This window comes from Streptomyces diacarni (assembly GCF_003323715.1).
GTDB lineage: Bacteria > Actinomycetota > Actinomycetes > Streptomycetales > Streptomycetaceae > Streptomyces > Streptomyces diacarni.
Window position 1 is genome coordinate 66,623 of record NZ_QOIN01000054.1, and the last position, 17,497, is coordinate 84,119.

Sequence of the window (17,497 nt, forward strand, 5' to 3'; positions counted from 1 at the left end):
GTGCGCGTCGGTATGGTCATGCCATGGACACAGCGCCGCAGCGTCTGCGGACCGGATCCCACCTGTTGTTCCTCGACGCCGCCACGGCCGGTGTCGTGGTGGCCGCGTACGTCGCGCTGGCCGGGCAGGGCGCGTCCGACGGGCTGCCTCGGTTCTCCGGCCCGCCGTGGGTGGGCTGGCTGGTGGCCGCGTGCGTGGGAGCGCCACTGGCCGTGCGGCGGCTGTGGGCCCTGCCCGTCCTGGCGGTGGTGCTGGGTGCCACGGCAGCGGCGACGCTTCTCGACATCACCCGCGATCCTTACGTCTCCGCGGCCTTGACGCTCTATACGGCGGCGCTTCTCAAGCCGGCCCGCTGGGCTGCCGGCGCGCTGGTCCTGGCTCTGTCCGTCTCCGCGGCTGCGGTCCTCACCGGAGAGGCTGTGCTGACCCCTTCGGGGCCGTGGTCGGAGGCCGTCGGTACCACGGCACTCGTCTGGCTGGTGCTGGGCGCCACCTGGGCCGCGGGCCGCGTCGTGCGGGAGCGGCGGGCCCGGGCGGCACGGCGGCAGCGGCGCCTGGCCGAAGAGGCGCTGGTCGAGGAACGTCTACGCATCGCCCGTGAGTTGCACGACGTCGTCTCGCACAGCCTCAGTGTGATCGTCGTCAAGGCGGCGGTCGCCAACCATGTGGCACGGGCCCGCCCCGAGGAAACCCGCGACGCCGTCCGCGCCATCGAGCGGACCGGCCGGGAGGCGCTGACCGAGATGCGTCGTGCCCTGGGGGTGCTGCGCGGCGACGGCGCCGGGAGGCACACGCCAGGTGAGGACCTTGCCGGGACGGCGCCCGCGCCCGGCCTGGACGACCTGCCCTGTCTCGTCCAGCGGGCGGAGGAGGCGGGGGTCCGGACCGGACTGCGTACCCGGGTGGCGGCCGACCTTCCCGCGGGGACGGCCCTGACGGTCTACCGGATCGTGCAGGAAGCGCTGACCAACGTGGTCAAGCACTCCGGCAACGGAACGCACTGCGAGGTCACCCTCACAGGGGGCGCCCGCGAAGGTGTGTGCATCGAGGTCGTGGACGACGGAGCGGGGAACGCCGTCGTACCCGGCCGGGCGGATCTTCGGGGCGGCCACGGACTCCTGGGGATGCGGGAACGCGTGATGATGTACGGGGGTGCGCTGGAGGCCGGACCACATCCCGGCGGCGGGTTCGCCGTGTCGGCTCGGCTGCCGGCCGAACCCGCGCACGACGCCCCGCCCACCTCACCGAGCCGAACGGAGACGACCGCGTGACCGACCCGATCCGGGTACTCGTCGCCGACGACCAGTCACTGCTCCGGGGCAGCTTCCGGGTACTCGTCGACACCGCACCGGGGCTCACAGCTGTCGGCGAGGCCGGCAGCGGCGCCGAAGCCGTCGAGAGCGCCTGCCGCCTGCGCCCGGACGTGGTGCTCATGGACATCCGGATGCCCGGTATGGACGGCATCGAGGCGACACACCGGATAGCCCGCTCTCCGAAGACGGCGGACACGCGCGTTCTCATCCTGACCACGTTCGACCTCGACGAGTACGTCTACGGTGCGTTGCGGGCCGGAGCTGCGGGATTCCTCCTCAAGGACACCTCTCCCGACGTCCTGCTCGCCGGCATCCGCACGGTCGCCGCCGGAGAGTCCCTCCTCGCCCCGTCGGTGACCCGGCGTCTGATCGCCGAGTTCGCCCGACTCCCCCGCGCACACCCGGTCTCCGGCACCTCGCTGGAGGGCGTGACGGAGCGCGAGCGAGAGGTCCTGCTTCTCGTGGCCCGGGGCCTGTCCAACACCGACATCGCCGAGTACCTCCACCTCAGCCACGGCACCGTCAAAACCCACATCGGCCGCCTCCTGAGCAAGCTGCGCGCCCGCGACCGCGCACAACTGGTGATCAGCGCCTACGAATCAGGGCTCGTGTCCGCGACCATCATCCCCGAGCGCCGCGTCCGGCCCGGGAGCGGCGGGCCCGGGAGCGGCGGACTTCTTTGATGGCTCCTCCACCACCCTGAGGAGTGGAGGGGTACGGCGGTGCTCGACGGCAGGGCCCGCTTCGGCCGGGGTGGGGTCGGTCTCGGCTCTGGCCGGGGTCAGCAACCGGGTTTCCGACGGGCGGAGGTGTCCTTCGGACACAGGTCCTCGAGGTGCCTGAGCACCACTGCCCGGATCATGGGCGGCCGCAGACGACCGGGATGGAGCGTGCCCCCCAGGGTGAGGCCGTCGATGAGAGCGGCCAGGCGCTCGGTCTCCACGGGGTCGTCGACGCCGAGGCGTTGCAGCACCAGCCCGGCCACCGTGCGCAGACCGTCGTGCAGTTCGACGGCGACCTCACGCAGCGCGGGCTCGGTGCGAGCCGCGATCACGAACTCCAGCCACACCGCGGTCTCATCGGCGCGCGCCGTGTCGAGCGGCAGGAACTCCCCGGCCACTTCCTGTGCGACCTGGAGCGGGTCGTCGCTCGGCCGCACCTGATCCCTGCGCCGCAGCAGCCGGGCCTCGACCCGGCGTGCCATCTCGCGGGCCGCAGCAGTCAGCAACTGACCGTGGCTGTCGAAGTAGTGGCGCACCGAACCGAGGGCGAGCCCCGCTTCGGCTGCGACGTTGCGCAGCGACGCCTGCGCCACACCGCTGCGGGCGACCACCCGGAAGACGGCCTCCACCACCTCACGGCGGCGCTCGGTGGGATCCACGATCTTCGGCACCCGACTTTTATAGCACGCTCGAGCCAAGAACGTGCTACGGTGTTTTTGGCATAGCTGAGCTAAATAAGGAGCGCTCGTCGTGACCACCGCACTGCTGATGGCGGCCGGCGTCGTGTACGTCCTCGTCCGTCGCTTCGTGGGCGAGCCCGTCGTCGCCAAGGACGTCTTCGTCGTACCCCTCGTCCTCGCCGGTATCGGTGTCCACGACCTGACCGCGGTGGGCCACTGGAACGCCGTCGATGTCGTGATACTCGTCCTGGGCATCGTCGTCGGCCTCGGCTTCGGCGCCTGGCGCGGCACGAGCACCACCCTGGAACCCCGGCACGGCGTCCTGCACCAGCGCTACACCCGGCGCACACTCGGCATCTGGCTCGCCTCTCTGGCCGCCGGCGGCGCCCTCACCCTCACCGGACGCACCCTGGGCATGCACGAAGAGACCCGCCCCGTCATGCTCTCCATCGGCCTCGGCATGCTCGGCGAGGCCGTCACCCTGGGCGCCCGCGCCCTCGCCACCGGGCTCCCCTTCTCCCCGCCCCCTGGGCGCGAAGTCTCTCCCCAGCCCGCCGACCCCACCCCGGACGCCGCCTCCCGCCGAGCCTGTGACCGGCCTTCGGCACACTCGCCGACCTTCACCGAGGCCGTACGCCGCCTCCGCGGCGACGCCACCGGTCACCACCGGTGGCGCGACTGAACAGCAGCGACTCGCCTGGTCGCTTCTCCTGCGAACTGACCACCTGAGCTTCCGCGAGCCGTCCGACGCGGCAGCAGGCTTTCGGGCGTGCCCGAAACACCTCGCCGACTCCGCACCGCGCGGACGAGTATGGAGACGTGGACGCGCCGGTGACGAAGCGAAGGGAGAGCGCTTGCCCGGGAGGAATCGGTGACGGGGCTCGGGTAGCCGTGCTCGCGGCAGCCGTCCTCCGGCTCGCCACCGCGGCCGCCGCGGCGAATGGCCGCGACGGCCACGTCCACACCCACACCACCAGCCCGGACGACAACGGCGGCGCACCGGGTGCGGGCACTCTCGCGCCACCGGACGAGATCGGGGGGCGGACCGGGCGGTGGTGTGTGACGTGGTGGCGCACGTGGAGACTCAGGCCGGCAAGTGCCGGCGGGACAACGACGGCCGTCTGCGCTCCGCCGACCCGCCGACCCGCCGACCCGCCGATGATCGTGCGCGAGATGCTCGACCCCACGGAGCCTGTTCGCCTCCGTGGGGTCGAGCAGCGGGATGCCGGTGCTCGACATCAGCAGCGGCACGGACACCGTGGCACGCCCGGCCGCGGAGTCGTCGGGCGGAGCAGCGCGTGCGGGGCGGACTCAGATCATGCGTCGGCCCTTGCGGCGGGCATCCGCCCACTCGCGGATGAACCCGCTGCTGATGACGGCCAGCACAACAGCCACGATGGCGGGCCACATCAGGATGTACACGCTCAGTGCGAGCGTACTCATGGTGTCTCCTTCCGTTGTCACTTCGCGGTTTCGGCGGGCTCGCGGCCGCCGTCCGAGTCCCCGGGCGGGTGCGGGGGGCCGCTTCCCGGTTCTGCGCCGACACCGTCCGCTTCAGCGGCCGACGCCCCGGCCGCGTCGTCGAAGTCCCCCGTCCGCTCGGCGATGACGGCGAAGTCGAAGCGTTCGTCCCGCCGCGCGGACATGGCCCAGCAGACGAGGGTGGAGACCGAGTAGGCGACGAGGGAGCCGCACAGCGTGGCGTACTCGTGCAGGGAGCCGATGGCGAACGGGGCGGACGCCACGACCGCCACCACGCCGATGACCTTGGCGGGTTTGAGGCCGAAGAAGCCGAAAGCCATCAGTCCGAGTACGACGCCGACACCGGCGACGGACAGGACATCCACCACGACGCCGAAGACGCCGTCGACGGGGATCCAGCTGAAGCGCACCGGCAGGAACACCGCGAGCGCGACGAGCACCGAGGTAGTGAACGCCTTGTTGGTGACCTTTTCCCAGTAGAAGCTGGCCAGTACCGGGAAGACGAGAGCCCCCCACAGCGCGCCGACGAACACCAGCAGGTCGAGGATGCTCAGTTGCAGGCTGGCGAAGGCAACCGCCGCCGCGGTCGCCACCACCATGGTGAGACGCCCGATCAACAGCATCGTCTTGGGGTTGGCCTTCTCCTTGCCGGTCATGTTCTGGCCGTAGACATCGGTCATCACGATCGACGAGAGAGCCGCGAGGTCGGAGTCCGCCGTGGAGGACAGCGCGCCGACGATCATGATGAAGAAGAGCGCCAGCAGCACAGGCGGCAGGTACTCGGCAGCCATCTCGGGGATGAGGTTGTTCAGATCGCCACCGGTGGGCTCGAACCCCAGGTAGAGCGCCAGCACGCCGAGCATACCGACACCGATCACCATGGCGCCGTAGCCGACGGTCGCGGTGATGAACGTCGGCTTGATCAGGCTTTCCTTCACCGCGAAGAGCCGCTGGGCGATGGTCTGGTTCCCGATGGCGTACGCCAGGACCGCGGCGATGTACGGGGCGCCCTGCTGCATGAACGCGTCGCTGGAGAAGAAGTTGCCCTGCTGAGCGGTGAGGTGGTGCGCGCCGCTTTCGAACGCCGCGGGAAAGTCCGCCGCGAAGAAGATGAACGGGACGATCACGGCGACCGCGCCCAGCATCGCGACGACCTGCACGAAGTCGGTCAGAACGGAGGCTCGGAACCCGGACCACAGGGTGTACAGCAAAACGCCGGCGGCGACTGCGAAGACCCCCTGCGTGAAGGTGAAGGGCGAAAGCAGTGAGATCAGCACGCCGCCGGCGATGAAATTGGACATCAGGCTGATCAGGCTGCCGACGATGTTGGACCCTGCGAGCATCAGCTGACTCGAGCGGCCGTGCCGGGCGAACATGACCTCGGCGAGCGTGTGAGCCCTCGGAGCCACGGCGCGGATGCGCTTCCCGAAGGGGTAGATGAACAGGATCATCAGCGCGCCCCAGAACCCGTAGTGAATGGGTCCCGAGATGCCGTAGGTGTAGCCCGAGGTCGCTGATGCGTACATCGACGAGGCCCAGATCCATGTTGCCGTCATGCTGGCGGCGGAGATCCCGAAGCCGATGTTGTTGCCGCCGGTCATGTAGCCGTCGGCGTTCTCGTCCTTCTTACCGATGCGTGTCGAGATCAGGAAGGTTCCTCCGTAAAAGAGGACCAACAAGCCCACCACGGCCAAGGCGCCGAACTGTGCTGTCTCCGTTCCGTCCACACGTCACCTCCTTCGAATCGTGGAGCCCGATCCGGTCCGCGGTCCCCGGCTTCACGCCCGGCGTCTCGCGGACCGCTCTGCGCCTTACGCGGCGCGAAAGCTCCGGCCCGGCAGCCTCGTTCCGTCGCTGCCGAGGCGTCAGCGGAAAAGCGGGCTACTTTGAGCGCGCAAACTGCTATGGACCGTAACAGGGTCGGGAAGCGCGTCAGCTCGCGAGCACGCGCCGGGAGTCGAAGTAAAGAGACGTCTATTTTGCCTGCTATGCGGGATGGGCCAGTCTTGACGCTAGGGGTTTGCCTCATATTGTGCCCCTCCGACCTGACCCACCACGGAAGTTTGTTTGCAGCATCACGTCTGCGATCCACCGGGTTTCGTTACGCAGTAGAGATCAGTGGATGAACTCGATACGCCACGACTCGGCAAAAACGCCCAAGAGGGACGTGTCCCGACTTGGGAGGCTCTGGCGGACCACTCCACGCCCGGCGCTCCCACCGGCTGGGGCGCTGCGCGCCCCGGGGGTCGCGGCGATCACGGCCCTCACATGTTGTTCAATGTCACAAGCCAACTCGGCACGAGAAATTCTCACAACGGGAGAGCACATGAAGAGACTTGGGCGCGTGCTGATCGCGGTTCCCGCGGCGGTACTCATCACCGCCGGGACGGCGACCGCGGCAGCCGCCACGACCGGAACCCCCAGTGGCGCGCCTCCGACGAGCGCCCCGTGCGTGTCGACGTCCGGCGCGAAGGCGTGCTTCGTCGCGAACGGAGACGCGGTCTACGTCAAGGACACCAAGGCGAACGGAGACTCCGTCGCGGGAACGCTCAAGTCGCGGCTTCCGGCGAACTGGGGCCGCGAGTGCTTCAACTCCCGTGGCGCTGCCGGCGGCTGGGTGAAGTGCAGTTTCAACGTGCCGGAATACCAGTGGGCCGACCTGTGGGCCGCCAACAAGCCCTTCATCGGCAGCCAGTCTTCCACGAAGGTCTACACGAGCCCCATCATCTGAGGTCCACTCGGCCGACTGGCCGAAGCACACGGTTCTCCGGCCCGGCCGGCGGCCGGGGAACCGTCACCTGAAGTCTGACGCAGATGGTGCCTTGCGGGTGGCGGTGGGCAGCCGCCCCCGCAAGAGCGCGCCGTTCCAACCCGCGTGGTCTTTCGGTCAAGCGAACGCTTGGAGGCGGTGTGCGGACGTGAGAAAGCTCCTGGCAGGCGGCTGGGGAGTCGCCTCCTACCCTGCCAGGAGCTTGCGCGTGCCGGCCCCCACAACCGGCGTCGCTCCGGCCGGAGCGCTACTGGCTCCGGAGCCGGGGAGGAACAGCACATGCGAGCCGACGCGCAACGGAACGCGGAGAAGCTGCGGGCAGCGGCCGCCGAGCTCTTCCAGGAGCGCGGCCTGCAGGTACCGCTGGAGGAGATCGCACGGCGGGCAGGCGTGAGTCACGGCACGCTGTACAACCTTTTCGGTACCCGTGAGGCTCTCATCGACGAAGTGGTGACCGATCGCGCGGCGCGGCGCGGCGCCTGGAAGAGATCACCCAGCGGGCCCTGGCCTTCGAGGACGTCTGGGAGGGCTTCACGTACTACGTCGAGATGCTCTGCGCACTCCAAGCCACCGACCCCGCCGTCGCCGACGTGATCAGCGGCCGCAACCCGGGCGCGGAGCGCCTCATGACCGCCTGCGACCGCACGATGGACGCTGCACAACAGATCGTCCGGCGGGCCCACGAGGCCGGCGCCCTCCGCCCCGACTTCACCAACGCGGACCTGGTGTTCGCCTTCGCCGCCAACGCGCTGCCGGCCCGGGCAACGGCGGAGGCGGCCCCGAACGCCTGGCGCCGTCAGGCCGTCTTCCTCCTCGACGGTCTGCACACAGAGGCGGCCCGCAGTTCCCTCCCCGCGGACCACCTCACTCGAGCGCAGGCCGAGGAGGCTTTGCGGAACCTCGGCGACGACCGCAAGGCGTAGCGGGCACCAGCGGGTGCGCAGCGCACCACAGCCCGGTGTGAACCCTTCGCAGCCCGCGGGCAGGTCACCACTCACGCCGGTCGCCCCTGGGACGGCTCGGTGGGGTCGTGGGTGATCAGATCACCCGGCTGGCACTCCAAGACCTCGCAGATCCTCGACAGAGTCGAGAAGCGGATGGCCTTGGCCCGCCCGTTCTTCAGTACGGACAGGTTGACGACGGTGATCCCCACCTGCGCGGACAGCTCGGTCAGTGTCATGCCGCGCGCGGCGAGAAGATGGTCGAGGTGGATCCTGATGCCGTGAGGTTCTTCGTCGGCCATCAGATCGTCCCTTCGACGTCCTCCCGCATGCGCACACCCTCACGCATGATCTTCCCCATGATCACCGCTGCGAGCCCGGCGAGGATGAGCACCATGGGCCCGGTGACCGTCGGCCCTGAACCCACGATCGGCGCCATGCTCCCGACGAGCCAGGAGTGCGACCATCCGACGATGAGGCCGGCCAGCGGCGTGCCCACGGTGACGCACCAGCCGAGAACCGAGAGCCGTCGCGCCACCGCCTCGGTGAACGGTCCCCGCAGCCAGACGGCCTTGAGCATACGGGAGAACAGCAGGAGTGCGAGCGCGCCGAACAGCAGCCAGGGCAGTTCGCCCCCGAGGTCGGCAGCGCGCTGCCCCACGGAAGGGCCCGCTTGGCACATACGTGTGGCGCTGCTGGCCGCCTGCACTGCCGCGTCCTCCGGCAGACGGTCCGCCAGTCTGGCGTTCTGCCAGAAGTCGGTCTCCACGCAGACATCCCCGTCGTCGAACATGTGCGTGACCCCCGTACCGAGGAAGGCCAGCCCGCAGAGCCACGTCTCCCCCTATCGACTTTCGATATGATCACAGTAGAGGACCATATCGATATTCGACAAGTCCGGGTCGGCCGGCGAGGCCCACTCGGGCCCACCGAAGGCCGCTGTCCGTATGGGCGGGTGGCAGAGCATTCCGCTTCCCTGCGAGGGGAGTTGCTGCGAGCATCTGGTGTATCAGCCATGTGCCGTATCAACGGGGGACAGCATCCGATGAGAGATCTCCTGCCTGCCGACCCACGTGCGGTCGGGCCATACCGTCTGCTGGCACGCCTGGGCGGCGGTGGGATGGGCCGGGTGTTCCTGGGGCTCTCTCGTGGCGGACGAGTTGTCGCAGTGAAGCTGGTGCGACCGGAACTCGCGGAGGATGCGCAGTTCCGCCGACGGTTTACCCGGGAGGTGCAAGCCGCTCGACGTGTCGGGGGCTTCTACACTGCGCAGGTGGTGGACGCGGACACAGAAGCCACCCCTCCATGGCTGGTCACCTCCTACATCTCTGGTCCGACACTGCGTGAAGCGATCGTGGAATGCGGCCCGCTGCCCGCCAACGCCGTCGCGGCACTGGGAGCGGGCCTCGCCGAGGGGCTGAAGGCCATTCACGTCTGCGATGTGCTGCACCGTGATCTGAAGCCTGGCAACATAATCCTCGCCGGCGACGGGCCCCGCATCATCGACTTGGGAATCGCCCGAGCGCTCGATGTCAGCTCGTATCTCACGCAGACGGGTGTGATCGGCACCCCGGCCTTCATGTCTCCCGAGCAGATCCGTGGCCGGGAGATCGGGCCGGCCAGCGATACCTTCTGCCTCGCCGCAGTGCTCGTCTACGCCGCCACCGGGCGAGGCCCCTTCGGAGACGGCCCGACCGAAGCCGTCGTCTACCGCGTCGTCCACGACGAACCCGACCTCTCCGGCCTTCCCGACCAGCTCGCCGGGTTGGTCTCCGCGGGACTCGCGAAAGACCCGGATGACCGGCCCAGCGTCACCGAAGTCCTGACCCGGTGTGCTGCGCTGGCCGGATCCACCGGCCTGCGCCTTCCGGCCGAAGTCACCGAGATGATCGACAAGCAGGTGACGGAGACCAACGATCTCACCACCGAAACCATCCCTCATTCGCCGGCCACCGTCGAAGAACGTACGCCCACAGCCACCACTCCGGCTCCCCGGTCGATGCGGGCAACTGCACAGGACAAGACGCCCGCTGGGGCTGCCTCGGTAGCCCTGCCGTGGCTTCCCGGCGAGACAGCCGGCGCACGGAAGACGACGGTCATCCGCTGGCACAAGCAGGTGGGAGACGCCATCGCGGAGGGCGAGGCCCTGCTCGAGGTCTCGTCGGTCCGGGGCGACACGGTGATCACCTCGCCGGCCAGCGGGACGCTGTTGGCTGTGCACCGCCCCGCGGGTAAGACGGCGCGGGCCAAGAGCGTGATCGCGGCTATAGGCAAGCCGGGGGAACCGGTCCCGCGGCGCCCGATGTCTCGTCCGCTGCGTCTCGCCCTCGTCTCTTCCGCGTACCTGGCAGCTGTGCTGCTGGTGGTAGCCGCCGCCACGTGGCAGCTACTCGCGTATTTCTCGATCGACCCGGACCCGTTCTCCGCGAAGGTCGGAGACTGCATCAGGGCAAGCGAGAACGCTGTCACGATCGGAGACTTCACCGATAGCGCGAGAAGAGTAGGCTGCTCGAGCTTCTTTGCCAATTTCAAAGTAGTGGGATACAGAAAGAATTGCATCGACGATTGGGGCCCAGCAACGAGGCGCACCGCCTTTACGGTGACAGCGGAGATCCGCCGCGAGCTAGCTTGTGCGTAATGCCGAAATGAATCCCGAATGCACTCCGCGTCAGCGGCCGAGTCCGTCGCCCTGAGCTCAGTCGGCCTTCGCCGGCTCCTCAGTTCGTCCTTGTGCGGAGCACCTCCCACAAACGGGGCAGGTCACCTCATACGTGCGGTCTCCGCGGAGGGCCGCTCCGGTCTCGGGGGTAGGTTCGACGGACGGTCAGGCGGACGTCGTAGCGATCGGCGCGGTACAGGCTCGTCGTGGCTTCCTGGGGCCGGTCCCGCTCGTCCATCCCGACCCTGCGTACGTGAAAGGCCGCGGAGCCGGAGGGGACGCCCAGGAGCGCGGCGCTGCGCTCGTCCAGGGTGACGGCGGTCCATGCTTGTTCAGCGCGCACCAGGTGGAGCCCGTATTCGCGTTCGAGGATGCGGTAGAGCGACCCGTCGAGGTCGTCGCGGGCAAGCAGCCCGGGGACGCGCGCGCTGCGCAGGTGTGCTGTCTCCAGGCACATGGGGCGCGCGTCGGCCGTCCGCAGCCGGACGAGCCGGGTGACCTTCTCCGTCGGTTCCGTACCGAGATCCTCGGCCGTCCTGCGGCCTGCCTCCGTCTCGTCGAAGGCCAGGATGCGGGTGCCGGCTTGCAGGCCCCGGGCCTGCATGTCCTCGGTGAAGGAGGTGAGCAGGTGCGACTTGGAGATGGTGGGTGCCGCGACGAAGGTGCCGGCGCCGTGCACCCGGTAGACGGCTCCCGCCTCCGCCAGTGCGTCGAGGGCCTGGCGGACGGTGGAGCGGCTGACCTGGTACCGCACGGCCAGTTCCCTCTCCGTCGGGAGCAGGGAGTGGGGTTCGCGGTGGCCGATCTCCCTCCTCAGCCGCCGCCGCAATGTCTCGTGTTTGGGCAGCCGGCCGTACTCGCCGACCGGCTGGCGCTCGTCCGTCCTCTCCGGGGGGCCGCCGGGTGCGGGCGTCATCCTTTGACTCCGGTCAGCGCGATGCCCCGTACAAAGGTCTTCTGGGCGAAGAAGAACAGCACGACCACCGGGACAGCGGCCAGGAGGGACGCGGCCATGGTCATGTTCCATTCGACTTGGTAGGTGGAGCGGAACTGGGCCAGGCCCACGGGGATGGTCCAGTTGCTGTCGTTGTTGCCGACGTACAGCAGGGGGCCCATGAAGTCGTTCCAGCAGAAGGTGAACTGGAAGACGGCGACCGCCGCGAGCGCGGGGCGGGTGAGCGGAAGCACCACGCGCAGCAGTGTGCGCAGTTCCCCGCAGCCGTCGATGCGTGCCGCTTCCAGGTACTCCTGGGGGATGGTGAGGAAGAACTGGCGCAGCAGGAAGATGGAGAACGCGTGGCCGAAGAAGAAGGGCACGATCAGCGGCGCCAGTGTGCCCACCAGGCCGAGGGAGGCCCACATGGAGTACAGCGGTACGAGCGTGACCTGAGCCGGCAGCATCATGACGGCGACGGTCAGCAGCAGCCACACGTGACGTCCCCGCCATCGCAGCTTGGCCATGGCGTACGCGGCCGGGACGCTGGAGAGCAACGTGCCCACGGTGCCGAGCCCCGCGTACAGGAAGGTGTTTGCGGCGTACCGCGCCAGGGGGATGCGGGCGAAGACGTCAGTGAAGTTGTGCCACTGGAAGTCCTCGGGCCACAGGTGGGGCGAGAGCGTCTGGGCGTTGGTCATCAGCGAGGTGAGCAGGATGAGGACGAACGGCATCAGCACGATGAAGGCCAGCGCGATCAGCAGCGAGCGTTCCGCCACGCTCTCCAGCCAACGTCGGCGGCGACCGCGGCCGCGCAGCTTCCGCGGCCGGGTTTCGGGGGCGACGGCGGTGGGGCGGCGGGAAGGGGCGAGTACGGACATCGGCCGGCTCCTCACATGTCCGAGGCCCAGCGGCTGGCCCGCCGGAGCATGACGAATGCGACGCAGAAGGACACCGCGAACAACAGAAGTGCCAGCACCGAGGCGTAGCCCATGTTGAAGTAGCGGAACCCCTGCTTGTACAGCAGGACGGGGAAGAACAGCGTGGAGTCGTTCGGGTATCCCAGTGACTCGGCCCCGGTGGTGGCGCCTCCGGAGAGTGAGGTCGCCACGACGTACGCCTGTGTGAAGTACTGCAGCGCGTCGATGGCGGCTGTGACGGCCGCGAAGACGAGGACCGGGCGGACGGCGGGCAGGGTCACGTGCCACAGCTTGCGCAGCTTGCCCGCGCCGTCCAGGTCGGCCGCCTCGTAGAGCTGCTGCGGCACGTCGAGCACCGCCGCCAGGAAGATGACCATCAGGTTGCCCACCATCCAGGAGTCGAGCATCAGCAAGGACGGCTTGGCCCACCGCGGGTCGTCGAACCACAGGGGGCCGTCGATGCCCACGGACGAGAGGAGCGTGTTGACCGGGCCCGACGACGGGTTGAGCAGCACGACGAAGGCGAGGGCCGCGGCCACCAGCGGCATGAGGTGCGGAAGGTAGAAGACGGTGCGCAGCAGCCCGGCGCCCCGCCTCGCCCGGGAGATGAGCAGCGCGACGAAGAAGGCGAACACCAGCTTGACGGGGACACCGATCAGCAGGATCCACGCACTGTTGCGGACTCCGGTGAGAAGGGCCTCGTCGTGGAGGAGGAACGCCCAGTTGTCCAGGCCGATGTACGTGGCCGGGGAGATGAGGTCGTAGCGCGTCAGGGAGAGGTAGACATTGGCGAGCAGAGGGTAGGCGAAGAAGACGGTGAAGCCGAGGGCCCAGGGGGCCATGAGGCCGACGACGGCCCAGTTGACACGTTTCGATCGGCCGGCGCTCCTCGTCGACGCGGTCGTCCGGTTCCGGGGGCGCAGAGGGAGTGTCGTCATCGGCGCTCCATCCCGATGGTGACCTGGTCAAGGAAGCTGTCGATCTTGCGTGCCTGCTCGGCCAGGCCCTTTCCCGCGTCTTGGACTTCGCCGGATTCCCACTGCTGGAAGAACGCGGCCATCGAGTCCTGGTAGCTGACTCCGGCAGGTGTGCTGGGCGGCACCTTGCTGTGCGGGTCGGCGGCCATGTCGAGGAACGGCTTGAAGTGCGGTATCGCCGCCAGTTTCGGTGACCGCAAAGCCGCCTTCGTCGTGGGAACGTTGTGCAGCCCTTCGGCGAGGGCGACCTGCGCTTTCGGGCTGGTGGCGAGCCATTTGACCAGACGCCATGCCGCGTCCGGGTGGGCGCTGCGGTGCGTCACTCCGGCAAGATGCACGGTCCAGGCGCCCGCGCCGTACTGCTGGGGGTGGTCGTCAGGAGCGGGGAAGGGCGCTGTGCCGTAGTCGAGTTCCTTCGCCTCGTTCTCGACGAAGGCCGTGCGGAACTCCCCGTCCAGCATCATGGCCAGTTGCCCCGTCTGGAAGGCGTTCGAGGCACTGTACTGGGCGCCTGCTCCCGCGGTGAAGGCGCGCAGCTTGTCGTAGCCGTACCAGTCGATGAGCTTCTTGCGCCAGGCCAGCAGCCGGCGCCAGTCGGGATCGGTGGAGACCGCGGAGTCACCGTCCTTCCTGAACCACTCGGCGCCCCACAACTGGGCCTCGTATGCGGGGCGGTTGGCGTAGAAGAGGGTCAGTGGCGCGTACCCGGCGACGCGGATGTCACCCTGCCCGTCGCGTCGGGTCAGCTTGCGGGCGTAGGCGTCGAGTTGGCTCATGGTGCGGGGCGGCTCGGTGAAACCTGCCTCGGCGAGCTTCTTCTTGTTGTAGTAGAGGCCGTAGATGTCTCCCAGCACCGGCAGAGCACATCGCTTGCCGCCCGCGGAGGTGGCTTTCCACGCTGCGGGAACGAACACCCCGGGATCGAGGCCGTCGCGTTCGATGTAGTGCGACAGGTCGCGCCATCCACCGCTGGGACAGTACACACCGGCCAGATCGCTCTGCGGCGCCCACTGCACATCGGGGGCGGGGCCACCGCGGAGGGCGGCCACCATGCGGTCGTTGTTCTGCGAACCGACGCTGCGCACGGTGATCCAAGGGTGGTCCTGCTCGAAGCGTCGCAGGACCTCGTTGAAGACGTCGAGTTCCCGGCCGCTGTAGGCGCTCCACACGGTGATCGTCACCGGCTCGCGGCCCGGCTGGTCCAAGGGGACGTCCGGGGCTGCCACGCCGCAGCCGGTGAGGAGGGCGCAGCACAGGAGTACGGGCAGAAGAAGACGGCGGAGCAGGTTGTGCGGCGGGCGCATACCGATCTCATCTTTCCTGGGGGCGGAGCAGTTCGAAGTCGATCTCGAAGGTGCGGTCCCACGGCAGCAGCAGGGAGCGGGGCGCGACGGCCCACCCCTCGAAGCCGGGGAACCGGTCTGCCGCGGAGGCCAGTTGCTCGGCGATCCACGCACGGACCGTCTCGGCCTTCCCCTCTGGCAGTGTGCTGTGCCGCACCTGGTCGGTGAACCGTGCGAGTGCCGCGCCCCGGATGTCGGTCATGTAGGCGCAGTCCTCCACGAGGCGGTGCAGGAGCAGACGATGATGTGCGGCGGTGTCCGCCACGCCGCGTTCGCGGGCGGCCGTGTGGACCGCTCCGTGCGCGAGGGCGCTGCCCACGGTGTTGCCCGCGGTGTTCCATCCTGCGTACCCGGCGAGGCTGGTGAGCGGCACCCGGCGGGCGAGGGCGGACACCAGCGCGGGATCGGACCCGTTGGGGTAGGCGCAGTCGGCCACCACGACGGGGGTACCGGCCCGGACGTGGCCGGCCACCGTCTCGGCGGTGGCGCGCACTTCGGCGTGCTCGGGGTCGCGGACCATCGGATGCTGGTGGGCCCAGTCACCGCCGGCCGGGTCGGGCGGGTGCACGACCACGATCAGTTCGGCGTCCTCGACCGGCACCTTTCGGCCTCCGATGCCGCGTACGTGGCCTCGCGCGCCCTGGCCGATCGGAAGGTTCTCGTACGGGGCCACTCGCTCCAGGCCGTGCTCGACACCGCACGTGACGGCGACGGGCAGCGGCTCCGAGCGCAGCCGCGCCAACACCGCCCTCGCCACCAGGACCGCACCCACCTCGTCGGCACCGGGGTGCATCGAGACCCCGGACGCGGCCGGGAGGGCCGTCTGTTTCCAGTGGGCGAGCCAGTGCTGTTCGAGACTTCCCGCCGAACGCTCCGCGGTGTCGTCGGCCGTGACCAGGAGAGTGTCGAGGACGCCGTCGGCGGCGAGGGAGAGCGCGCCGAGGTTCACGGTGTGGTTGCGGAGGCGCCGCCTGCTGAAGTCGGCCACGTGCGCTGCGGGCAGGCGCTCCCGGAAGGCGTCGACGGACTCGCCGGCGGGCGGCTCCTCGAGGTAGGCGCGGTGCAGGGCTGCCCCGTAGCGGTGCAGGTCCGCACCGATGTCCGCCCAGTAGTCCGGTTCCTCGTCACGGTTGTAGGAGTTGGGCGCGCGGGTGACAAGGGAGACGGCGTGGACGGCGCTCCCGGGTGAGACCTGACGGATGTGCCGGAGCACTTCCCAGCGCTCCAGCACGGCCGCGGCGGATTCCTGCGTCGTGCGTGAGGCGATCAGGCCTCCGTATCCGAGCATGTCGAGCGAGACGACGAGGGCGTCCAGCGGGGTCCGGCCGTCGACGGCGGCCTCCAGCCATCGAACGAGAGCACTGGTCGCGGCGGGGTGCTTCTTGCGGCTGAGGTCCCCGGCCGGTGGCAGGTGGACGTGGGCCCCCGCGAGAGCCCCCACCAGTTGAGGCAGACGCGTGTTGACGGGACGCTCGTCGAGAGGCAACAAAGCGATGTGCACAGTTTCTCCTGGGCGGCGAGAAGGCAGGCGGCCGATTTTGGTCCGCTCCAATTCGGCCAGTCAAGAGCCTTGCGCAGGAACTACCAACCTCGTTCGGGATATTGGTTCGTACCACTTGGCCATCTCACATGCCGACACTCGCGCACGCGTCCCGGACTGACTCCCCCTGACGCTTGGTGGGTACTGGCAGAACTCCACAGTCCGCGTTGCTCAGGGGTAGGCCGCAGGCTGCGGAGTCCCGGCCCAGAACAGGCGAGAGGTATGGCGGCGAAGAAGCGGCCGCGAGGCCGCAGGGGAAGAGGGCCACCACTCCGACGGGCCCTGGGAAGAGCCGTCCTCCTACGACATCCGGGCCCGGGAACGCGTATGGCGTCACGTCACGCAGCGCCGGAATGTGGCGCTGTAGCGGTTGGCGTGGGCGGAGCGGGGCGCGGCCTGGGCTGACTGCCCTACGAGCACGACGGGGAAGCCCCGCGCCTGCGCACCCATGTGAGCCCGCGCGAGCAGGCCGTGGTATTCCTTCCAGGAGAATCCCTTGCGGGCTCACATCACCGGCCAACGAACCGCAGACGGGAGGCCTCACACCGTGGACCTGGACGAAATGTTCGGCGAAGGCTGGTGCGTGACCCTCGCACCCTGCCCGCTCACCGAGACTCTCCACCTCATAGGTGTCGCCGACCCGGTCCCTTATTCCGAGGGCCCGGGCCAGGTCGCGCACCTCCTCCAAGAGCGCCAGGACAGAGGCGCGTTCGTTCTTGGCCGCGACCTGCCCGGCGGCTGGACGCTCACCGTCGAATGCGAGAGCTGGATCGGCTTCGACGACGAGCTTCTGCGCGCCCTCGCCGCCGACCGCCGCACCGCACTCGGCGCCTACCGCGACCCCGACACGAAGACGGCCACGCTCGCCCACGACGGCGCCGTCCTCGGCCGACTCGATCTGTCCGGTGGCTACTTCGAGGGTCCCTCAGGCGGCGTGGACATCACCCACCCCATCGTCACCTCCCTCACCGCCGTCGGTTTCGACGCCTCCGACGACTGCGAGCCCACCGGCGAAGCCGACACAGCAGAGCCCGACGGCTGCCTCGTCCTCGCCGTGCGCGTCCTGAGCGGCGTCACGCTCACCGCGGCCGACTTCCTAGGGGGTGTCTTCAATGGATCTTGGGTAGTGGATCATGGTCGGGTGATACGTCGCCATGAGCTGTCCGATGCCGAGTGGGAGTTCGTCCGACCGCTGCTGCCCGCTTCGCTGCGGGGC

The 17,497-nt window shown here is 69.1% G+C and carries 18 protein-coding genes; 8 read left to right on the forward strand and 10 right to left on the reverse strand.

Going from position 1 to position 17,497, the window contains the following annotated elements:
* The first annotated feature begins 23 nt into the window (after positions 1 to 23).
* Together DTL70_RS27205 and DTL70_RS27210 are read left to right on the forward strand one after the other, a co-directional pair.
* A complete protein-coding gene (locus tag DTL70_RS27205) occupies positions 24 to 1,271 on the forward strand; it encodes a sensor histidine kinase (RefSeq protein WP_114024661.1) in 1,248 nt (415 codons plus the stop codon).
* Positions 1,268 to 1,996 (forward strand): response regulator, encoded by a 729-nt coding sequence (locus DTL70_RS27210; protein WP_114024662.1) that lies wholly within the window; start codon positions 1,268 to 1,270, stop codon positions 1,994 to 1,996. The genes DTL70_RS27205 and DTL70_RS27210 overlap by 4 nt, the downstream gene beginning before the upstream one ends.
* Positions 1,997 to 2,094: 98 nt before the next feature.
* Here the strand turns inward: DTL70_RS27210 and DTL70_RS27215 are convergent, their stop codons facing one another.
* On the reverse strand, positions 2,095 to 2,706 hold the full coding sequence (locus tag DTL70_RS27215) for a TetR/AcrR family transcriptional regulator (protein ID WP_114024663.1): 612 nt from the start codon (positions 2,704 to 2,706) through the stop codon (positions 2,095 to 2,097).
* Positions 2,707 to 2,785: 79 nt separating this feature from the next.
* Between DTL70_RS27215 and DTL70_RS27220 the strand changes: the two genes are divergently transcribed.
* Positions 2,786 to 3,397, forward strand: coding sequence for a DUF1453 domain-containing protein (locus tag DTL70_RS27220; RefSeq protein WP_181861106.1), 612 nt, complete (start codon positions 2,786 to 2,788; stop codon positions 3,395 to 3,397).
* A gap of 629 nt (positions 3,398 to 4,026) precedes the next feature.
* Here the strand turns inward: DTL70_RS27220 and DTL70_RS33905 are convergent.
* Both DTL70_RS33905 and DTL70_RS27225 read right to left on the reverse strand, forming a co-directional pair.
* Entirely contained in the window at positions 4,027 to 4,158 is a 132-nt protein-coding gene (locus DTL70_RS33905; RefSeq protein ID WP_220183658.1) for a putative transporter small subunit, read from the reverse strand.
* Positions 4,159 to 4,175: 17 nt separating this feature from the next.
* On the reverse strand, positions 4,176 to 5,924 hold the full coding sequence (locus tag DTL70_RS27225; RefSeq protein ID WP_114024664.1) for a sodium:solute symporter family protein: 1,749 nt from the start codon (positions 5,922 to 5,924) through the stop codon (positions 4,176 to 4,178).
* Between the two features lie 599 nt (positions 5,925 to 6,523).
* Between DTL70_RS27225 and DTL70_RS27230 the strand changes: the two genes are divergently transcribed.
* The 3 genes from DTL70_RS27230 (at position 6,524) to DTL70_RS34465 (ending at position 7,890) form a co-directional block, all read left to right on the forward strand.
* Positions 6,524 to 6,928, forward strand: coding sequence for a hypothetical protein (locus DTL70_RS27230; RefSeq protein WP_114024665.1), 405 nt, complete (start codon positions 6,524 to 6,526; stop codon positions 6,926 to 6,928).
* A gap of 318 nt (positions 6,929 to 7,246) precedes the next feature.
* Positions 7,247 to 7,561 carry a TetR/AcrR family transcriptional regulator gene (locus DTL70_RS34460; RefSeq protein WP_245979832.1) on the forward strand — a complete coding sequence of 105 codons (315 nt, stop codon included), beginning with the start codon at positions 7,247 to 7,249 and terminating at the stop codon, positions 7,559 to 7,561.
* Positions 7,516 to 7,890: an SbtR family transcriptional regulator gene (locus DTL70_RS34465; RefSeq protein ID WP_245979834.1), complete on the forward strand. Its 375-nt coding sequence runs from the start codon at positions 7,516 to 7,518 to the stop codon at positions 7,888 to 7,890. The genes DTL70_RS34460 and DTL70_RS34465 overlap by 46 nt, the downstream gene beginning before the upstream one ends.
* 71 nt (positions 7,891 to 7,961) lie before the next feature.
* Here the strand turns inward: DTL70_RS34465 and DTL70_RS27240 are convergent, their stop codons facing one another.
* Positions 7,962 to 8,210 carry a helix-turn-helix domain-containing protein gene (locus DTL70_RS27240; protein WP_114024666.1) on the reverse strand — a complete coding sequence of 83 codons (249 nt, stop codon included), beginning with the start codon at positions 8,208 to 8,210 and terminating at the stop codon, positions 7,962 to 7,964.
* Positions 8,210 to 8,701, reverse strand: a complete 492-nt coding sequence (locus tag DTL70_RS27245; protein ID WP_114024667.1) for a DUF2975 domain-containing protein — start codon at positions 8,699 to 8,701, stop codon at positions 8,210 to 8,212. The genes DTL70_RS27240 and DTL70_RS27245 overlap by 1 nt, the downstream gene beginning before the upstream one ends.
* Positions 8,702 to 8,953: 252 nt before the next feature.
* On the opposite strand from DTL70_RS27245, the gene DTL70_RS27250 reads away from it, so the two are divergent.
* Positions 8,954 to 10,546, forward strand: coding sequence for a protein kinase domain-containing protein (locus tag DTL70_RS27250; protein WP_114024668.1), 1,593 nt, complete (start codon positions 8,954 to 8,956; stop codon positions 10,544 to 10,546).
* A 127-nt stretch (positions 10,547 to 10,673) separates the two neighbouring features.
* Here DTL70_RS27250 and DTL70_RS27255 read toward each other — a convergent pair whose 3' ends face one another.
* From DTL70_RS27255 to DTL70_RS27275, 5 genes are read right to left on the reverse strand one after another with little or no spacing between them, the layout of a single operon-like run.
* On the reverse strand, positions 10,674 to 11,483 hold the full coding sequence (locus DTL70_RS27255) for a GntR family transcriptional regulator (RefSeq protein ID WP_114024669.1): 810 nt from the start codon (positions 11,481 to 11,483) through the stop codon (positions 10,674 to 10,676).
* Positions 11,480 to 12,382: a carbohydrate ABC transporter permease gene (locus DTL70_RS27260; protein WP_114024670.1), complete on the reverse strand. Its 903-nt coding sequence runs from the start codon at positions 12,380 to 12,382 to the stop codon at positions 11,480 to 11,482. The genes DTL70_RS27255 and DTL70_RS27260 overlap by 4 nt, the downstream gene beginning before the upstream one ends.
* Positions 12,383 to 12,393: 11 nt before the next feature.
* Positions 12,394 to 13,359, reverse strand: a complete 966-nt coding sequence (locus DTL70_RS27265) for a carbohydrate ABC transporter permease (protein WP_114024671.1) — start codon at positions 13,357 to 13,359, stop codon at positions 12,394 to 12,396.
* Positions 13,356 to 14,702, reverse strand: a complete 1,347-nt coding sequence (locus DTL70_RS27270) for an extracellular solute-binding protein (protein WP_114024672.1) — start codon at positions 14,700 to 14,702, stop codon at positions 13,356 to 13,358. The genes DTL70_RS27265 and DTL70_RS27270 overlap by 4 nt, the downstream gene beginning before the upstream one ends.
* A gap of 7 nt (positions 14,703 to 14,709) precedes the next feature.
* Positions 14,710 to 16,242: a DUF4127 family protein gene (locus DTL70_RS27275; RefSeq protein WP_114024673.1), complete on the reverse strand. Its 1,533-nt coding sequence runs from the start codon at positions 16,240 to 16,242 to the stop codon at positions 14,710 to 14,712.
* 586 nt (positions 16,243 to 16,828) lie between these two features.
* On the opposite strand from DTL70_RS27275, the gene DTL70_RS27280 reads away from it, so the two are divergent.
* Positions 16,829 to 17,497: DUF6461 domain-containing protein (locus tag DTL70_RS27280; RefSeq protein WP_147266825.1), on the forward strand; the 669-nt coding region annotated here is incomplete at its 3' end.

Coding starts and splice junctions, on each gene's coding strand:
- DTL70_RS27230 (WP_114024665.1), top strand. CDS start 6,524: ATGAAGAGACTTGGGCGCGTGCTGATCGCGGTTCCCGCGGCGGTACTC.
- DTL70_RS27265 (WP_114024671.1), bottom strand. CDS start 13,359: ATGACGACACTCCCTCTGCGCCCCCGGAACCGGACGACCGCGTCGACG.
- DTL70_RS27205 (WP_114024661.1), top strand. CDS start 24: ATGGACACAGCGCCGCAGCGTCTGCGGACCGGATCCCACCTGTTGTTC.
- DTL70_RS34465 (WP_245979834.1), top strand. CDS start 7,516: ATGCTCTGCGCACTCCAAGCCACCGACCCCGCCGTCGCCGACGTGATC.
- DTL70_RS27255 (WP_114024669.1), bottom strand. CDS start 11,483: ATGACGCCCGCACCCGGCGGCCCCCCGGAGAGGACGGACGAGCGCCAG.
- DTL70_RS27250 (WP_114024668.1), top strand. CDS start 8,954: ATGAGAGATCTCCTGCCTGCCGACCCACGTGCGGTCGGGCCATACCGT.
- DTL70_RS27245 (WP_114024667.1), bottom strand. CDS start 8,701: ATGTTCGACGACGGGGATGTCTGCGTGGAGACCGACTTCTGGCAGAAC.
- DTL70_RS27240 (WP_114024666.1), bottom strand. CDS start 8,210: ATGGCCGACGAAGAACCTCACGGCATCAGGATCCACCTCGACCATCTT.
- DTL70_RS34460 (WP_245979832.1), top strand. CDS start 7,247: ATGCGAGCCGACGCGCAACGGAACGCGGAGAAGCTGCGGGCAGCGGCC.
- DTL70_RS27260 (WP_114024670.1), bottom strand. CDS start 12,382: ATGTCCGTACTCGCCCCTTCCCGCCGCCCCACCGCCGTCGCCCCCGAA.
- DTL70_RS33905 (WP_220183658.1), bottom strand. CDS start 4,158: ATGAGTACGCTCGCACTGAGCGTGTACATCCTGATGTGGCCCGCCATC.
- DTL70_RS27270 (WP_114024672.1), bottom strand. CDS start 14,702: ATGCGCCCGCCGCACAACCTGCTCCGCCGTCTTCTTCTGCCCGTACTC.